The organism is Arsukibacterium sp. (assembly GCF_018402695.1).
Classification (GTDB): Bacteria; Pseudomonadota; Gammaproteobacteria; order Enterobacterales; family Alteromonadaceae; genus Alishewanella.
The window spans coordinates 1-17,461 of sequence record NZ_JAGYIM010000025.1 but is presented as its reverse complement, the minus strand read 5'-3'; the positions used below and the strand labels follow the sequence as shown (position 1 = coordinate 17,461).

The 17,461-nt window shown below is 49.4% G+C and carries 18 protein-coding genes; 11 read left to right on the top strand and 7 right to left on the bottom strand.

Features of this window, described 5'->3' with window-relative positions; all coding sequences use genetic code 11:
- Positions 1–25: 25 nt before the first annotated feature.
- On the top strand, positions 26–793 hold the full coding sequence (gene folM, locus KG631_RS18065) for a dihydromonapterin reductase (protein WP_214001053.1): 768 nt from the start codon (positions 26–28) through the stop codon (positions 791–793).
- Between the two features lie 52 nt (positions 794–845).
- Here folM and KG631_RS18060 read toward each other — a convergent pair whose 3' ends face one another.
- Positions 846–1,142, bottom strand: coding sequence for a high-potential iron-sulfur protein (locus KG631_RS18060; protein ID WP_214001052.1), 297 nt, complete (start codon positions 1,140–1,142; stop codon positions 846–848).
- Positions 1,143–1,327: 185 nt separating this feature from the next.
- On the opposite strand from KG631_RS18060, the gene KG631_RS18055 reads away from it, so the two are divergent.
- From KG631_RS18055 to KG631_RS18045, 3 genes are all read left to right on the top strand, one after another.
- On the top strand, positions 1,328–2,866 hold the full coding sequence (locus KG631_RS18055) for a methyl-accepting chemotaxis protein (RefSeq protein ID WP_301003995.1): 1,539 nt from the start codon (positions 1,328–1,330) through the stop codon (positions 2,864–2,866).
- A 98-nt stretch (positions 2,867–2,964) separates the two neighbouring features.
- Positions 2,965–3,477 (top strand): hypothetical protein, encoded by a 513-nt coding sequence (locus KG631_RS18050; RefSeq protein WP_214001050.1) that lies wholly within the window; start codon positions 2,965–2,967, stop codon positions 3,475–3,477.
- Positions 3,478–3,487: 10 nt separating this feature from the next.
- Positions 3,488–3,844 (top strand): hypothetical protein, encoded by a 357-nt coding sequence (locus tag KG631_RS18045; protein WP_214001049.1) that lies wholly within the window; start codon positions 3,488–3,490, stop codon positions 3,842–3,844.
- On the opposite strand, the gene KG631_RS18040 is transcribed toward KG631_RS18045, so the two are convergent.
- Complete coding sequence (locus tag KG631_RS18040) at positions 3,841–4,839, bottom strand: SMP-30/gluconolactonase/LRE family protein (protein WP_214001048.1); 999 nt, start codon at positions 4,837–4,839, stop codon at positions 3,841–3,843. The genes KG631_RS18045 and KG631_RS18040 overlap by 4 nt on opposite strands.
- A gap of 128 nt (positions 4,840–4,967) precedes the next feature.
- Here KG631_RS18040 and KG631_RS18035 point away from each other — a divergent pair, with 128 nt between their 5' ends.
- From KG631_RS18035 to KG631_RS18025, 3 genes are all read left to right on the top strand, one after another.
- Positions 4,968–5,390, top strand: a complete 423-nt coding sequence (locus tag KG631_RS18035) for a hypothetical protein (protein WP_214001047.1) — start codon at positions 4,968–4,970, stop codon at positions 5,388–5,390.
- Between the two features lie 152 nt (positions 5,391–5,542).
- Complete coding sequence (locus KG631_RS18030; RefSeq protein ID WP_214001046.1) at positions 5,543–6,001, top strand: hypothetical protein; 459 nt, start codon at positions 5,543–5,545, stop codon at positions 5,999–6,001.
- 126 nt (positions 6,002–6,127) lie between these two features.
- Positions 6,128–6,694, top strand: a complete 567-nt coding sequence (locus tag KG631_RS18025; protein WP_214001045.1) for a type 1 glutamine amidotransferase domain-containing protein — start codon at positions 6,128–6,130, stop codon at positions 6,692–6,694.
- A gap of 12 nt (positions 6,695–6,706) precedes the next feature.
- On the opposite strand, the gene KG631_RS18020 is transcribed toward KG631_RS18025, so the two are convergent.
- On the bottom strand, positions 6,707–7,621 hold the full coding sequence (locus tag KG631_RS18020; protein ID WP_214001044.1) for a pirin family protein: 915 nt from the start codon (positions 7,619–7,621) through the stop codon (positions 6,707–6,709).
- Between the two features lie 212 nt (positions 7,622–7,833).
- Between KG631_RS18020 and KG631_RS18015 the strand changes: the two genes are divergently transcribed.
- From KG631_RS18015 to KG631_RS18000, 4 genes are all read left to right on the top strand, one after another.
- On the top strand, positions 7,834–9,117 hold the full coding sequence (locus KG631_RS18015; RefSeq protein ID WP_214001043.1) for a sensor domain-containing diguanylate cyclase: 1,284 nt from the start codon (positions 7,834–7,836) through the stop codon (positions 9,115–9,117).
- The gene (locus KG631_RS18010) at positions 9,089–11,056 is read left to right on the top strand and encodes a TonB-dependent receptor (RefSeq protein WP_214001042.1); all 1,968 of its coding nucleotides are present in this window, start codon (positions 9,089–9,091) and stop codon (positions 11,054–11,056) included. The genes KG631_RS18015 and KG631_RS18010 overlap by 29 nt, the downstream gene beginning before the upstream one ends.
- The gene (locus KG631_RS18005) at positions 11,056–11,550 is read left to right on the top strand and encodes a YfiR family protein (protein WP_214001041.1); all 495 of its coding nucleotides are present in this window, start codon (positions 11,056–11,058) and stop codon (positions 11,548–11,550) included. The genes KG631_RS18010 and KG631_RS18005 overlap by 1 nt, the downstream gene beginning before the upstream one ends.
- A gap of 154 nt (positions 11,551–11,704) precedes the next feature.
- Entirely contained in the window at positions 11,705–12,676 is a 972-nt protein-coding gene (locus KG631_RS18000) for a GGDEF domain-containing protein (RefSeq protein WP_214001040.1), read from the top strand.
- Positions 12,677–12,760: 84 nt separating this feature from the next.
- On the opposite strand, the gene KG631_RS17995 is transcribed toward KG631_RS18000, so the two are convergent.
- From KG631_RS17995 to pyp, 4 genes are all read right to left on the bottom strand, one after another.
- Positions 12,761–13,894 carry an EAL domain-containing protein gene (locus tag KG631_RS17995; RefSeq protein WP_214001039.1) on the bottom strand — a complete coding sequence of 378 codons (1,134 nt, stop codon included), beginning with the start codon at positions 13,892–13,894 and terminating at the stop codon, positions 12,761–12,763.
- 82 nt (positions 13,895–13,976) lie between these two features.
- Complete coding sequence (locus KG631_RS17990; RefSeq protein WP_214001038.1) at positions 13,977–15,518, bottom strand: aromatic amino acid ammonia-lyase; 1,542 nt, start codon at positions 15,516–15,518, stop codon at positions 13,977–13,979.
- A complete protein-coding gene (locus KG631_RS17985) occupies positions 15,515–16,789 on the bottom strand; it encodes an AMP-binding protein (RefSeq protein ID WP_214001037.1) in 1,275 nt (424 codons plus the stop codon). Before KG631_RS17985 ends, KG631_RS17990 begins: the two co-directional genes overlap by 4 nt.
- Positions 16,789–17,166, bottom strand: coding sequence for a photoactive yellow protein (gene pyp, locus KG631_RS17980; protein ID WP_214001036.1), 378 nt, complete (start codon positions 17,164–17,166; stop codon positions 16,789–16,791). The genes KG631_RS17985 and pyp overlap by 1 nt, the downstream gene beginning before the upstream one ends.
- Between the last annotated feature and the right edge of the window lie 295 nt (positions 17,167–17,461).

Genomic DNA, 17,461 nt, shown 5'->3' with positions numbered 1-17,461 from the left:
TTTCGCTTAGTAGTATAAGTTGCTTATGAATCACACATCTTCTGCAAAAGGCCTTATCGTTGTTACCGGGGCAGGCCAACGGGTTGGTTTGCACTGCGCGACTGCTTTGCTACAACAAGGCTATCAGCTGCTGGTAAGCTACCGCAAAATGACTAGCGGTATTGCAGCACTACAACAAGCCGGAGCCCATTGTGTCGCGGCCGACTTCAGCCAGCTGGCCAGTATGGCTGAGTTTATTGACGCACTGGCACCTTATCCGGCCATTCGGGCTATTATTCACAATGCTTCTAGCTGGCAAGCGGATTTGCCCGTACCGCAGGCGGTAACGGCACCTGCGCTGCACGACCAGTTGCAACAGGACGCAGCCATCTTCGATGCCATGCAGCATATCCACGCCCGGGCGCCCTACTTGCTGAACCGCGCATTATTACCAAAGTTACTTGCCAGCACCACCGGCGCCGACATCATTCATTTAACTGATTTTGTTGCCAGCGTGGGCAGCAGCAAACATCAGGCTTATGCAGCTTCAAAAGCTGCCCTGGAAAACCTGACGCTATCACTGGCCCGCCAGTTGGCACCGGACGTCAAGGTTAATGCCATAGCGCCCGCACTATTGATGTTTAACGAGGGCGATGATGCAGCCTATCGTCAGAAAGCGCTGGCAAAATCGCTAATGGCCGTAGCACCGGGCCCGGATGAAGTATTGCAAAGTATTGTATATTTGCTGAACAGCGAGTACATCACCGGCAGGGTGTTGGCGCTCGATGGCGGCCGACATTTAAAACTACCCTGACTACCTGACATAGCCTACGGCCCGCGGGCCGTTGGCTTTGTTGCGGCCGGGATCAGGCAGCGACTTTTTTCACCCATGCTGCACACCAGCCTTCACTGGCAACCAGTTTACCCGGAAAGATCGCGCAAGGCCGCCATTTCTGACCATCTTCTCCCTGCACCAGGTTACAATTAGCACAATTCTGACCTTCAACTTCCGATTTATGGGTGTATTTCATCGCGGCGGCCAGAGGATCATCCAGTTTAAGCTGCTCTGCTGCCAACGCACTTAAACTGATACCGCCAGCGGTCAGGCCGATGATGGTGCCAGCAGATACTTTAAAAAAGGTACGACGATTGAAGTTGCTCATAGCTTACTCTCCTGCATTTAGTAGTTATTATAATACTGGTTAACATGCACTGTGGTTTTGACGGACATCAACTAATTAGTACAAAAAACATCCTAGACTTTAGTCTCAGCCCCGCCGGTAATACTTTACCGGCCACTTATTTCTGCCATAGTGGTTTTAATAATAGTGCATATTCTGGAGTTAATATGTTGCTTTGGTTAGTAAATTTTGGATTACTGCTTGTGCTGCTTGCTGGCTACTGGCTAAGCAGTGCCAGCATAGTAAGCAGTATTGTGCTGGTTTTGGTACTTGCAGGCTATTTTAGCTTGCTGCATTACACCCGGAACCGATTTGCAGCCAACGCTGCCCCAGCCGCTCCCCGGCAGCCTGAACTCGATATCAGCAAAATTGAAATATCGACCTCGAAGCTGGCCATTGGCTCGGCAGAAGTGTCCTATTTTATCGATAGCCTGAACAATGACATTAAACTTAGTGCCCAGCACAGCAGCCAGATTGCTGATAACAGCAGTGAGTTAAGTCATACCGGCAGCCAGCTGAATGACAGCTTGCAAACGCTGAATAAAAGTATTCAGCAAACGGCCAGCGCCTGTCAGCAGGCTGATCAACAACTTGACAGTAGCGTAAACAGTCTGGAACAGCTGGCCAGTTCAGTCAGTCATTCTGCCAAAGAACTGGAGCAACTGCGTAACTCTGCTGATAATATTCAACGGATAACTGAGGTGATCAATAACGTGGCCGACCAAACCAACTTACTGGCCCTGAATGCCGCTATTGAAGCAGCGCGGGCCGGCGAGCAGGGTCGTGGTTTTGCCGTGGTTGCAGAGGAAGTGCGGGCGCTGGCCAGTAAAACCTCTGGTGCCACCGCCGACATTGCAAAAATGCTGGCAGAGATCCGGCAACAAAGTGGCCAGACTGCCGATCAGATGAGCCTACTGGTAGCCAAAAGCAGCGAGGTTCAGCAACAGTTACAGCAAGTCACAACCGGCTTTACCCGGATTAACAGTGAAATAGGTCAGGCCGCAGCAGCCAGTAGCCAGCTTGAGAGCGCCGGCAGCCGGCTGGCTCAAACCAGTACGGCTATCACGCAGGCGATCAGCAATGTCAGCAGCGGCCTGAACGCGATAGAACAGAAAGGCAGCAGCATCGCCAACCAGGCTATTGATTTGTCGATGGAAACTGAAAGCATATACCGCGAGCTGAGTCAGCTGGAACATCAGAGCTTTTACAGCCCTATTCTGGCAGAGGCGAAACAAGCTGCCGAAGCGATTGGCAGTTTACTGCAGCAAGGCATCAGCAGTGGCAAATTCACTGAACAACAACTGTTTGCTAAAGAATACCAGCCTATTGCCAATACCAACCCGCAGAAATTTCACACGGCTTACGACAGCTATACCGACCAGGTCTTTGGGCAGGTGCAGGAGCCTATTCTCAACCGGCACAGCCAGGTGCTATACGCGGGAGCCGTCGACCGCAAAGGCTATTTCCCAACTCATAATAAAAAATTCAGCCAACCACTCAGTGGCGACTATAATAGAGACTTGCTGGCTAATCGCAGCAAACGGATTTTCGCAGATCGCACCGGTAGTCGCTGTGGCAGTAATACCGAAGCCATGCTGTTGCAAACTTACAAGCGCGATACCGGCGAAATATTACACGATTTATCAGTTCCCATTTTCGTTAACGGTAAACACTGGGGTGGCTTCAGGATTGGTTTTAAACGCTGAAGCATTAATAACAAGGACCCGTAATTATACACTGGTGCCGCATTTTACTTTATGTTATCGGCCTGTCCGGCCTGCTGGGCTGTACCACCGCTACCCTGGTGCAGCCATACGATGAAAGACTATTGACCGGCAGCGAGCAGTTTTACCGCAATGCAGCCACCATTATTGAACATAGCAGATCGCAAAGCCCGCTTGAGCGACCAACTACTGAAGATAGCACCCACCCCGGCCATATCGCCAATATGGAGAATCTGTACGCCGAACTGCTGATTGATACTAATATTTTGCTGCTCCGGGCCCTGGCAAACAGCGAGCTGGTTGACGAAACCGGCCAGCGTCTGCAAAACAAAGTTAGCGGCTATATTGACAACGCCTTACCGTCAAACTGTGACAACAGCGCCGATGATGTCCGGGCCGAATTCAGCTCACTGACGGTAAAAAACTTTGTTGATTTAAAATGCCTGGTAGTGACCTGGCAAGCCCAGCATGAGGCCGCACCCGGCAAAGTACTGACCCAGGCAGACTGGTCACGCCGCCATTTATCTCTTATTCGCTTTATTGTCGCAGTGCAACAAGCTGAAGTGGCAAAACTGCGCCAGGTCGGACGTTAACGGAGCTACCATGACTACTCTGAACAATACTGAGATTGGTGATGTACTGGCAGATGCCATGGCCAGCGCCAAACAGGCTGCCAAAGATAGCTGGCCAGCTGTCAGCGAACTGGCAGACAACATTGCCCGCAGCATTTTAATAGACCTTGAGTATATTGCCCGGCAGAAGTTGCTGGGCCAGATAGACGAATATGGTGCAAAGCTATTTCTGGAAGACCAGCGGATGGTCGCCAGAGCCCGCCTGCGCTCGCTGGCCATCGTGACCTTGCAGCTGGCAGAGGACATTATTAACGCTATGCTGCGGGTATTTAATGCCGCCGCCCAAAAAGCCCTGGGTTGGGTGTTATTTCCGCTAAGCCCGGTTTAGCGGGCTTGCAACTCAATCCGCAATAGATAGTTCGTGGCGGTGATGTACAAATAGCGGTTATCCGGCGTCAGGGCAACATTGGCGGCCGCTAAGCCCGTTTCAATAGTGCCTAAATGCATGCCCTCTGCGGTAAAGACCCATACTCCGCCCGGGCCGGTGGCGAGCAAATGACCGGACGGCAACACTTTTAAACCGTCGGGTAAACCACGGCTTGTTTTAGTATAACTTGTGGCATCATAAAACAGCTCCGCCGCCCCCAGGCTGCCATCTGCGGTTACCGGATAACGCCACCACTGCGCCGCGCTGCTTTGTGAATTAGCGACATACAGCCACTTTTCATCAGGCGAAAACGCCAGGCCATTTGGCCGCTGCAGGTTGGTGGCTAACTGGCTGACTGTGCCATCCGGTGCCAGCCGGTATACGGCATTCACCGCCAACTGCTTCTGACTTGATTTATCGCCGCCCGTTAACCCATAAGGCGGGTCGGTAAAGTAGTAAGCGCCGCTGCTATGCTGCACCAGATCATTCGGGCTGTTAAATAACTTGCCCTGATAATGATTTACCAGCGTTTGATACTGCGGCTGGCCATCGTTGATGCCTGCTAGCTGCGCCAGACGCCGGTCACCATGCTGCGCCAGCACCAACTGATGTTGCTGGTTAAATATCATGCCGTTAGCGCCCTGTTGCGGATTATCATCCGGATATAGGCCGGTGTACCCCGACGGGGTCAGATACATGGAAAGCCCCATAGTCTCGTTCCAACGGTATACTTTATTGGCCGGTACGTCAGAAAACAGCACATCGCCGCTGCCTGGCTCGACTACCGGCCCCTCTGCCCAGCTAAAGCCCTCGGCCAGTACTTCCAGCTTGGCCTCGCTGGCTACAATATCCAGCATTTCCGGCATCCGCACCTGCACAGGTTGCTGCGGCAGCTGAGCAAACGCCAGTCCGCTTGATAGCCACAGCAGACAAGCCAATTTTCTTTGCACTTTCATCTGTATATCTCCTGAATTTGCTGCTTTAGCAATGACTGACATATTCAAATTGCTAAATGTTGTCTATAACTATAACTCAGCTCAGCATGTTGCCTGGCAACCTGAGGTACTTTTATGAGTTATCGTTTATGAGTTACCGTGGCCATTTTACTGTCAGTCAGGACAGTCAGGTTATTTTTACCTATGCCGCTGGTGGCTGGGATGTAATGACCGCCCGTGACTATTGCGCCAGTTTCAAAAAGGCGGCTGCCAACGTTTATCACAAGCCGTGGGCTCATATTTTGCTGCTGGATGACTGGATTCTGGCAACGCCGGAAGTCGAGCCGGTTATTCTGGATTTAGCCCACTGGTCGGTGGCAAATAAACTGCTGTGTACCGCTAAAGTATACCGGGAAAATATGTTAAAACAGTACCAGCTGGCAAAAATGAACCCGGTTTCCAGTGCAACCTACTGCCAACAGGAGTTCACCGAGCAGCAGGCAGCGCTTGACTGGCTGGCTGGCGAGGGCTTCAAGGTAGATTGCAATCAGTTCGAGTCTGGCAAAGTCTAGCGCTTCTTCGCAATAAAGCGTAGCGTAATACAGTTCAGCGCAATAATAACAAAGATATGAGCAGTCGCTGGCAGCTGGTCTTATCCTTGCATAATCTCTGGTAAAAACACGGTCGCCGTTGGCACCGCTGGCATTTTCAGACAGGAGAGATTATGAAAGTTGAATCATTCCGCGATTTACTCGACTGGACGTCAGGCTACCATCAGCATTTATCAAACTGCTTTGCCGATAGCGCTAAAGCCCATTCAGATAAACGCCCGCAGTTACTGTTGAATTACCTGGCTGATAAAGAAATGGACCTGGCCACCCGGGTTCGTGGTTTTAAAGATGTCGGTGAAAACAAAGCGCTGAATACCTGGTGTACAGAGCATATTGATAAACATCCGCTGATGGCTGAAGCAGCCTGCGACGACGCTTTTACAACCATGGACACCAACCAAATCATCACCGAGGTAGAAAAGCAGCATGAGCTGATTATTCTGCTGTACCAGAATCTATTTGAACGCAGCCACCCTCCGCAGATGCAGGAAATGCTGGCTGAAGTTCGTGATCTTGAAAAAGAACACGCTCAGCAAATGATGTACGGGGCCAACCGGCTGGAAGATATTTAATACCCTGCAGGGTTTTACAGCTAACTGTAGTTACCCGGGAAACAGGTAATTTTTACCAACATGCTGATATAACTTTTACAGCATTGTCGGGCCTTGCAATGCTAACAACGTAACAGGAGACAGACTATGAATGAACCAAAACCCCTTGCCGGAAAAAAAGTTGCCATTTTAGCCACCAATGGCTTTGAACAAAGCGAACTGACCTCGCCTCGTAATGCTTTATTAAATGCTGGTGCTCAGGTCGATATCGTGTCACCACAAGCGGGTAATATCACTGGCTGGTCTGGCAAAAACTGGGCTGAAGAGGTGACGGTTGATAAAGTACTGGCTGATGTGAAAGCAGAATATTATGACGGCCTGGTGCTACCGGGTGGCTTAATTAACCCGGATACGCTTCGGCAGGATAAACAAGCGATCAACTTTATTCAGGGCTTTTTCAGTGACACGGCTAATAAGCCAGTTGCTGCTATTTGTCATGGTCCCTGGCTGCTGGCAGAAGCAGGTGTATTAAAAGGCCGGAAGGTGACCTCGTTTGGCAGCATCAGCACCGACTTAAAAAATGCCGGTGCCAATTGGGTAGACGAGCCGGTTGTGGTGTATAACGGCCTGGTCACCAGCCGCAACCCCGATGACCTGCCAGCGTTTAATAAAAAGCTACTGGAAGAAGTACGGGAAGGCCGCCATTACGCCTGACAGGTAATACCTTTAGCTTGGGAGCGGGATAAATTCCTCTTCATCTCCGGGTACCTTAGGAAAACGCCCCTGCTGCCAGTCTAGCTTGGCCTGTTCCAGCCGCGCTTTGCGGCTGGAAACAAAATTCCACTCCATATAGCGGGTAGCGATAGCCTCACCCCCTATCAGCGCAATCCGGCTCGGCACCGTAGCGGTAATCGTCACCCCCGCGGCAGGCCCCAGCACCGCCAGTTGTTGCGCCTCAAGTTGGCTTTCCTGCAGTTTAAGCTGGCCTGACACCAGATACAGGCCACGCTCAGGCGCATCGGGTAATAACAAGCTTTGCCCCGGCTGCAAGGAGGCCTCCAGATATAGTGTCTGGTAGAAGGTTTTCACCGGTGAACTCAGGCCATAGGCAGAGCCAATTAACACCCGCACCGGCACGTCATTAATGACCCCGGCCGGGATAGCTGATGCCGGGTAATGATAAAATGCCGGTTCAGTTTCTTCATCCGCTTCCGGCAGCGCCATCCAAAGCTGCAAACCATGCAGCCGGTGCAGACTATTGGTCACCTCTGGCCGCTCTCGCTCTGAGTGGACAATCCCCTTACCTGCTACCATCAGGTTAATATCACCAGGTGTTATTGGCTGATAGCTGCCCAGTGAGTCACGGTGCAGTATTTCACCGTCAAACAGGTAAGTTACCGTCGCCAGGTTAATATGCGGATGCGGCCGCACGTTGACCCCATTCCCCGGAGCAAACTCGGCAGCGCCCATTTCATCGAAAAAAATCCAGGGGCCAATACTCCGACGCTGGCGCACAGGCAAGCTACGCCGCACGGTAAAACCACCTAAATCATGCGCTCGCGGCGCTATTATCAGTTCAATAGCCGCACAGCCCTGCTCGACATTACAGGCAGCTTCCGGATTTTTGCTGGTAATACTCATCCTGTCCTCGTTTTTTAAGCCGGGTTACGCTTGCACCTGCCAGTAAGTAAAGCACTGAAGTTATGGTAAAACAAACTTGTAAAAGCAGCCTGTTTTTCTGATAGTAACCGCCTGGTAATGATGGTAGAGAGTGCTTTTCAAATAAACTAACTCATCTATAATCAGTTGAAGTAGTGCTGTTTTATCCGGCGAAATAGAGTATAAGTTGTTTCATGACAAGCAAAGAGGCTTTGTTAAGCCCCACTAAACCCCGCCATTCACTGGTTCGTAAACTGACCCGGCAGAACCTGACTGTGTTACTGGGTAGTATGCTGATCAGTTTTCTGCTGATTGCTGTAATGCTTTGGCTGACTGCCCGCGAACGGCAGGGTAGTGCGGCCGAACTGGCCGCTATTCAGCTTGCCGGCAATGTGTCAGCCATGCTGGTGTTTAATGACCCTGATGCCGCAGAACATGATCTGGAACTGCTGGCCAGAAACCGCGATCTCAGTGGCGTGGCACTGTATGATGCCGGGGGTGAGCTGTTTGCTGCTTTAGCCGATGTGCCAACCCTGCCCTGGCAACAATTGCCCGCATCCGCAGAGCCGGAACGACGCTATCAGGGACTGGAAATTGCGCTGACCGTGCCAGTGGTGGTAAGAGATAAAACCGAAGGTGTGTTGTACGTGCGGGAAAATTTACATCAGCTAATGAACTGGTTCCTGCGGGGCCTGTTGATTATGTCAGCGCTGATGATCGCCATTTACTGGTTGGCAGCCAGACTGTTAATTTCTATTCAGCGTAAAGCTCTGTCCCCTTTGGTCGCGTTATCAGCACTAGCTGAAAAAGTGGCAAGCGAACGCAACTTTTCGCTACGAGCATCAGTAATCGACAATGACGAAATAGGCAGCTTAACTCAGCGTTTTAATGAGTTATTGAAGCGGGCTGAGATATGGCAGGCCGAGCTTAGCAGTAAACTGCAGCAACAGGCGGCCCGCGGAGATGAGCTCGAGCAGCTGGCACACAATGATAGCCTGACCCAACTGCCAAACAGACACAGTTTTGGTCAGTTGCTTAATCAGATGGTGTTGAATAGTATTAGCCATAATACAATGTCGGCACTGATGTTTATTGATCTTGATAACTTCAAATTCGTCAATGACAATTATGGCCATGATGCCGGCGATGCCGTGCTGAAAGAGGTTAGCACCAGGATCCAGGCTGCCATCAGAGCTGACGATACCTTGTGCCGGTTAGGGGGTGACGAGTTTGCGTTGTTGCTGCCAAAGCAGGTAACACCGCAACTGGCCGAACAGGTGTGTAGCAGACTACTCCGGCAAATAAACCAACCGATCTGGGTAAAAAATGCGCAAATGCCAGTGTCGTTAAGTATTGGCGTGGCACTGTGCCCTCAGCACAGCACTGACTCAGCCACATTACTGCAGTTAGCCGATGAAGCCATGTATCAGGCCAAAAGGGCGGGGAAAAATGCATATCAGATATACCGTGCTGATTAAATCTTTGCTGTTGTGCGTTATTAGCATGCAGTTGCAGGCACAACAGGTGCCTAGCCTGGAAGAATTGCTGCAACAGCCTACCTCAACCGATCCGAGACTGATTGAAGTGTCGACCTCGGCACGCCACGCCCAGAGTGCAGGCGAGTCTTCGCAAGTCACCTATATCGTTACCGATGAGCAGATCCGGCGTTTCAGCCTGCGGAATCTGGAGCAAATTCTCAGCTTCTTCCCAGGATTGTACGTCAGCTCTGACAGCAGTTACGGTTATCTGACTGCCCGCGGGATAGGCAGGCCCGGCGATTATAATGCCCGCATCCTGTTACTGGTCGATGGCACCAGAGTAAATGACAATATTTACGATGCAGGGATGATCGGCAATAATTTTTATATTGATCCACAACTAATTGACCGGGTGGAGTACAGCCCCGGCAGCGGGTCGGCACTCTATGGTAATAACGCTTTTCTGGGCGTGGTTAACGTTATTACCAAGCGCGGTAACAAACTGCAGGGGGCTCAGCTGGCAGTGGCCGCTAACCAGCACGATCAGCTTGACCTGTCGCTGTCTTATGGGCTTCGCCATGCCAGTGGCCATGAAGGCTGGCTGTCTTTAAGCCGTAGTCAGCAAGACGATATTGCTGTTGCCGATATTAATGCGCCAGCTATCCTGACGTCACAGCGCACCCTGAATGAAGACTTAAACCACAAACTGGCAGCCAGTTACCGCTATCGGCGGCTGCAATTACAAATGGCCGGCGTGTCCAGAACCCGACAAGAGCCAATGCTGCTGGCAGAAGACCCATCACGTAGCGACATATTTAAAATAAAAAATCGTAATTATTTTATCTCGCTGCAACATGGTCACAGGTTAACGGAGCAAACTGAGTTATACACCCATTTATCGACTAATGGGTTTCATCTGACAACCTTCACTCCATTTATTTTTCCTACCGGAGAAGTGCGCCGCTACCATTTTGATGTGACCGGTAAATGGACCAATCTTGACTTACGATTAAGCTATACGCCAGACCCATCCCATCATCTGCTGTTTGGAATTGACGGCCAGCACGATCAGCATCAGAGCTACCGGTTCAGTATTGACGATGACATTCCGCTGCTGGGTGCCAGCAGTGACAACAACCGGATCGGACTTTATCTGCAACATGGCTGGCAACTTTCTGATAAGCATAAATTTATCAGTGGCTTTCGCTATGACTACACCAAACAGGATGTCCGTGAGTTCAGTCCCAAACTCGGTTGGGTTTGGCAAATTAATGACAAACAAAGTGCCAGGCTCAGTTATGGTACCGCATTTCGCGCACCCAATGAGTATGAGCAGAAAACCAACTTATATAATGAACTTCCGGTACCCGAATCTGAGTTAATCAGGACATTAGAAGCAAACTGGCAGGCTCAGTTAGCCAATAGCTGGTCTGTTGGTGCCAGCCTTTATCACTCTCGGGTCCGTAACCTGATAACCGGCAACTTTGGCGAAAGTGCCATTGTTCAGTTTTTTAATGACCGCTCGGTCGAGGCGCTTGGCCTTGAAACCACTACGGCAAAAGACTGGCAAACCGGCGCAAAGCTGCAACTTTCTCTCAGTATACAACGCGCCCGTTATAACACTGATCAAATTGAACTAACCAATTCGCCAGAGCGTTTATTTAAAACACAGTTCAGCCAGCCGCTCTGGCAGGAAAATATCCATCTGAACTGGCACATGTTCGCTGCATCGGCCCGCACCAGCCCGTCATGGCAGATGCCCGGTTATGCCCGGCACGACCTGCTGCTTTCGTGGCAACCCAGCTCGCAGCTGTCTATTGTGCTAGGCCTGAAAAATGTGTTTGATAAAACATACGTCGATGCCCCGCTGCCGTCTGCCGCTATCTTAAGGCAACCCGGGCGCAGTACCGAATTATCACTTAACTGGAATTTCCGGTAATGAGCCGGTTGCTGATAGCACTTTTGCTAGCCGCAACGGCGTTATATCAGCCGGCGCTGCACGCCCAGTCGGCTCAGGCATCATTAAAAGCTGCGTTATTATACCGGTTTGTGCAGTATAGCGAGTGGTCGGTAAATCCGCCGGTACAGCAAATCTATTGCATTGCCGGTGATGCCGAAGTATTTAAAGCCCTGACCACTATGCTGCCGGAGCAGGCCCAAACCGTCTTGCTGGAAAATGCCGAGCAGGCGACAAAGTGTACCGTGTTGTTTCTCAGTTTAGAGCTCGCCTCACAAACTGGCTGGTCACCGTTACTGCAAAGCTCTGGCCGTCTGACCGTTGTGGAGGGAGCCGAGCTGTTTCGACAAGGCGCTATGTTTGGCTTAATTGCCGAGCCACAGCGGATCTCATTTCGGGTTAACCTTACCCTGGCTCGGCAAAACGGTTTTCATTTAAGTGCACAGATGCTGAAGCTGGCCAAGGAAATTCATTAGTTCCAGCATACCAAGCTGTTGCAACTTAAGCCTTGTTCTGCTGTTGTCCGGGCTTACGCCAACCGGCATGGCATTTTTTGTTTCCTTTGTCACAACACTGTCTGTAAATGTCAGCTAAGATTAAGCTTAAAAAAAGCCAAGGCTTAGCGCAAAAATGGACTTTATTAACGAATTACTTAATGGCGATTTTATGCCGCACGGCCATTGTCTGCTGTGGCGAACCGATTTACTGATCCTGCATGTTGGCGGTGACATGTTAACGTTTATCGCGTACATGCTTATCCCTTTAGGCCTGGTGCGGCTGGTCAGAGCGCGCGACGATATGCGCTTTGACTGGATGTTTCTGATGTTCGCCGGCTTTATCTTTTTCTGTGGCGCGACGCATTTGCTAGGCATCATTAATGTCTGGCATGGCTATTACTATATTCATGGCATTATTAAATCAGCCACTGGTTTAATTTCTATTGCCACCGCCATTTCACTCTGGTACCTGCTGCCTCAGGCAATCAGTATTCCCAGTAAACGCAATATGCAAACCAAAATTAACGAGCTTACCCTGGCTGAGCAGCAACTGGCAGAATCAAACCTGCGGCTGGAAACCGAGGTAAAAAAACGCACAGCACAACTGGAAAAAATGGCGACCACCGATGAGCTGACTGACCTGATTAACCGCCGCGAGACCATGCGGGTGCTGGATGTTGAAATGTCACGTGCCAGCCGCCAGCAGGCGGCGCTATGTATTATGATGCTGGATTTGGACGACTTTAAGGCCATTAACGACACCTTCGGTCACCAGATTGGCGATCAAACACTGAAAACCGCGGCAACGTGCTGCCTGCAGCAACTTCGAAAAACAGATTACGTCGGTAGAATTGGGGGTGAAGAATTCCTGATTATTTTACCAGACACCAGTATCAACAGCGCTATTGAACTGGCAGAACGCATCCGCCTCTCGCTGCAGCAATATACCACAGCCAATGACAGTATACCGCCATGCACTGCCAGCATCGGCGTAGCACAAAGCCGCACAACCGATACGTCGGCCAGTCTGATCCAGCGCGCGGACGATGCGTTGTACCGGGCAAAAGCAGCCGGGCGTAACAAGGTAAGTCAGGCGGCGGACTAAACTTGTTTATCTTAGAGGTTTTAATTGCATAAAACTTTGAACCAATGCAGCAAGAAACTAAAGCTGTGCTGATTAATTGTCAGGCTACAATCTGTTAGCCGCTACTTTTAATGGCGCAACCGAGGCTTGGATGTTTTTCAGCTGCTGCTGACTAACTTGCTGCTGATACAGCGCCGGTTTACCGAACAAATACCCTTGTAATAAGTCGACTTTATTATCAATTAGCCATTGTGCTTCAGCCGTGACTTCAATACCTTCAGCAATAGTAGTAATACCATTAGTTTTAGCGATATTGATTAAGCTCGATACGATATTTTGCTTAAATCTATCAACATGTATATCCCGCACCAGCTCCATATCTATTTTGACATAGTCCGGGCGGATTCTTTGTAGCAAGTTTAAACCTGACCAGCCTGAACCAATATCGTCCATTGCTACCTGAAACCCAGCGTTGCGATAAAACGCCAATATGCCTTTCAGATGATTCAAATCGCTCGCTTTGTTAGTTTCAGTTACTTCAAACACAATGTCGGCTGGCTTTAATCCCAATTCGTAAATAGACGCGGCAGTAGAGCGCAGACAATAAGATGGGTCGTAAATGCTGGACGGGTCAAAATTTATAAACAGCTTACCCTTTAGCTTAGCAGCAGCAAAATGCTGAACAGCAGAACGTCGGGCTACTAAATCTAGTGAAAATAGCAAGTCGGACTGCTCTGCTAGCATAAAAGCCAGCTGAGGTGGCACTATGGCGTTATTATCATCACGGATTCTAAACAAGCCTTCGTGCGAATAAATAACCGGGGTTTGCTGTGCAGTTGGGGCATGCACAATTGGCTGAAACCAGGTTTCATAACGCTCTTGCTCGATGCTGTTAATCAGCCACTTTGCTTTGTAGCGATTAATTAATACATCAAAGGTGGTAATGCGTGCAGTAGCCTCTATATCAGGCTGCTGCATGGTTGCCGTAGTGGTAACTTTAGTACCTGCAAGCTCTGCCTGCTCCAGCACCCCATTTAATGAAGTTAGAAAGCTTTCTATCGTTGCCGAAGGTATCTTGGCAGAGATGCAATGGGTACTTTCCTGCTTAGCTTCAAAGTGTTGGCTGCCGTAAAATTTGGCTAACTTACCAAAGGTCTCGGTGGTTGGCACAAACACCCAAAAAAAAGTGACCTGTTCAAAAAAATAATCGTCTACCGACTCACAATCTGCGCAATACATAAGATAATCCTAAAAGAATTTTCAGTTAAACGTTGAGACTGATAATCCAGATTACCAATTGCTAAACTATTCTGATAAACAACTAGTCGCCACTATAAACCGGCAGCTGCTGATTTGTTACCGCAACCAACCAATACCGTAACTCTTGCTCTAGTGGCCTATCTACTGTTAATAACGCAAACTTGGCGCCGATTTGCTGCAAAAGATCGCTCAGGTTTACGCTGATAGTCATAGTATTTTCTGATTGCTGCCGCCGCAGCTGACAAGCTTGCCAGGCGGCTAGCATGGTCGCGACGGTCACTTGCTCGGTTAACTCAATAATCCGCATTGCATCGCGGGCTGCAATGGTGCCCATACTCACTTTATCCTGATTATGACACTCGGTTGAGCGCGAAAATACCGAGGCTGGCATCGTAAGCTTTAAAGCTTCCGCCGCCCAGGCAGAGCAGCCAATTTGCACGGCTTTAAAACCATGATGAATACTTAATTCAGCTGCGGGAGCAGCAGATAAATTAGCTGGTAAACCGTTGTTTGCATTGCTATCGAGTAAGGTAGCCATTTGCCTGTCGTGCAAATCAGCCAAACTGGCGACCAGTGTCTTTAAGGTGTCCATCGCCATCGCGATATGGCCGCCATAAAAATGGCCACCATGCAGCACCCGTTCGCCCAAACCATCGATAATCGGATTATCGTTAGCGCTGTTTAGTTCATTCTCAATAGTGTGCCGCAGAAACGGTAAGGTATCACGCAGCACCCCAATAATATGCGGTGCGCAGCGCAGCGAGTAGCGGTCTTGTAACCTTGCAGTATCTGCCGCAACCTGGCGCTCCAGCAGATCTTCGCGTAGCCAGGATGCAACTTGCTGTTGACCGGCATGAGGCTTTACAGAGAACAGTACTTCATCGAAATGGTAAGCATTGCCATCAAGCCCTGCAACGCACAGAGCGGTCACTTTAACCGACAAACGACTCAGGTAATTCGCTCTTTGCCAGGCCAGGCAGGCAATGGCGGTCATCACGGCAGTGCCATTCATTAACGCCAAAGCCTCTTTCGGCTTTAAAACGTAAGGGACAGTACCAAGCTTGGCAAAGGCTACCTTGGCACTCATTTTTTGCCCTTTCAACAGCACGTCCCGCTCACCTATCAGAGCGCCCGCAACATAAGACAACGGGGTGAGATCACCACTGGCACCGACGCTACCCTCCTGCGGTATCAGCGGTAACATGTCTTCGTTTAGCATTAATGTCAGATACTCTAACAAGGCCATACTGACACCTGAGTAACCCTGTGCCAGAGAGCATAAGCGCACAGCAAGAATAGCCCGGGTTTGCGCTGGTGAAAACAGCTCACCTAAGCCACAGCCATGAAAACGGGTCAAATTTATAGCCAGTTGCGCAGTCAGGTGGTGCGGGACGGCTACGTTACAACTGTCGCCGTAACCGGTGGTGACACCGTATACTTTCCCTTGCTGGTGCAATAAACGCTGCACAAACTGCTCGCCAGATGTAATTTTGTCAACAAAGGCTTTATCACTTGAAAGTTGAGCAAGTGCCTGTCTTTGCGACAGAGCAACGATGTCTTCAATGGCCAGTTTTTTTGCCCCAAATAGTACTGCTTTTTTCATATCTGGTTTTCCTGCAATGGCCAGTCAATCTCTTTGCCCATATCACTAAGGGGGATAGCCGTTGTAACATGATAATGTAACGGCAACTCGGGTGCTGACAGCTGCTCAAGTGCCCAACTTTTTATATCCTGGATAAGCTTGCTCTCGTTCTCTTCTGATAAAGGCGCTGCAACAATAAGCAGTGCCTTTAAACCACGACTGCCTTGCTCAGACATTGGCCTTACTCTGGCATTCAGCACCTGTGGGTGCTGAGCCAACTTTCGGGCAATTTCAGCAGGGAACACGTTTATCCCCTTTACCGACACCGCTAAGTCCAAGCGGCCGCATGGTTCAAAATGTTCGCTGTCGTGCCATTGCAAATTATCGGGCAAGGATACATCAGCGTTTGCCAATGTATCGAACAACAGTTGGTCAGAGCGTCTCTGCCAGCGCGGCAACAGCTTGTAGTGACTACCAGGGTCTGCTCTGACACCGATACCCGCAGTTTCAGAACTGCCATAAACTTCAGTTGTTACGATGCCTGACTGTTGCAAACGCTGCATAATCTCCGAAGGGCTTGGTCCGGTAGAGCACACCAAACTTACTCCTTCAGGTGCCATTAACAAACGTCTTTCAAACTGCTGGAGTAAAGCGGGTATCGTTATCAGCAAATCACCTGCGGCCAAGGTAGCATTTAACAGTGTAGCGTAAGCAGAAAAACCCCGAATAACAGGAATATCTAAAACTTGTGGCAGCATCACACTAAATAAAAAACCATATATATGATGTGCCGGTACCAGACTAATAATGCGCGCTGGAGGCCTTGCGAATGAGTGAAAATATTGCTGAAAAAAAACAATTTCAGACGACAAAGACCGCCATGGATGGACGATAAGCTTAGGGGTGCCGGTTGAGCCTGATGTGGCAAAGCAGATATCGGTAGCACCCAATTCACGGCTTTTTGCCACCACCTCGGCCCACTCAGCCAGCGTGTGCACGCGCAGCAAATAATCTTCAATACCGCTCTGGTGCATCTGAAAAAACGTAGCCACCCGCGTGGCTATAGCCATCCACTCAAGGGAATCAACAATCATTTCCTGTTCAGCACCCTTGCTCCGATGCTCTAAGGTAATAATCGTTGTTGCCTGCCAATTAAACGCTTTTAATAAATCAACACTTGAATCACTATGCTGGCCACGGCGCATTAATACCAGTTCATCGGCTATTAAAGCGCCAATGACGGGTACCAATGCAGCTGCAGATAAGCTAACTGTAGTTGTAGCACCACTCATTACAGGCGTTTAACAAACACCCAGTAAGAATCACCAACCATGGCTTTTTTCATGTGGACTTTTACGCGGGTGGGTTTCATTTCGTAATCAAAGGTATATTCGAACATGGTATTCAAATTGCCATTTTTTACACCATCATCAAAACGACCTTTAAATTCTTTGCTATTTGTGCAAGGCGCAACTTCTGTAAAAAAGCTTTTACCCACAACCGATTTCGGATCACGGCCGGTAATATCGCCTTCTGCAGCGTTATACATTAAAATTTTGCCCTGAGCGTCGAGTTGAATAGCGCCAAATGCCACGTCATCAAGCTGGCCTTTTGACATTTTTGCAAGTTTGTTTTCAATATCATTACTACCAAACTGAATAATTTCCATTTTGCCTCCATTTAATTTTGGGGATATATGTACCTGCAATTGCTCACCTTGGATCACTGAAAACAATAAGCATATTGCCTGATTACTTTAGCTTAGCATCTGTTCAATGATTAACATACCTTAAAACGGCAACTTGAATTACAATCATTATTGATGCCATACGGCGCTCAAAATGCGGATAAGTTTATTATTAACTCTGTTGCTGCGCTTTAAGATTTTCGCCACTAATAAAACACTCACAACAGCCGTCAATGATGGCTCGCCCTGGGCATTTTATGATGAAGAGCAAGGCGTT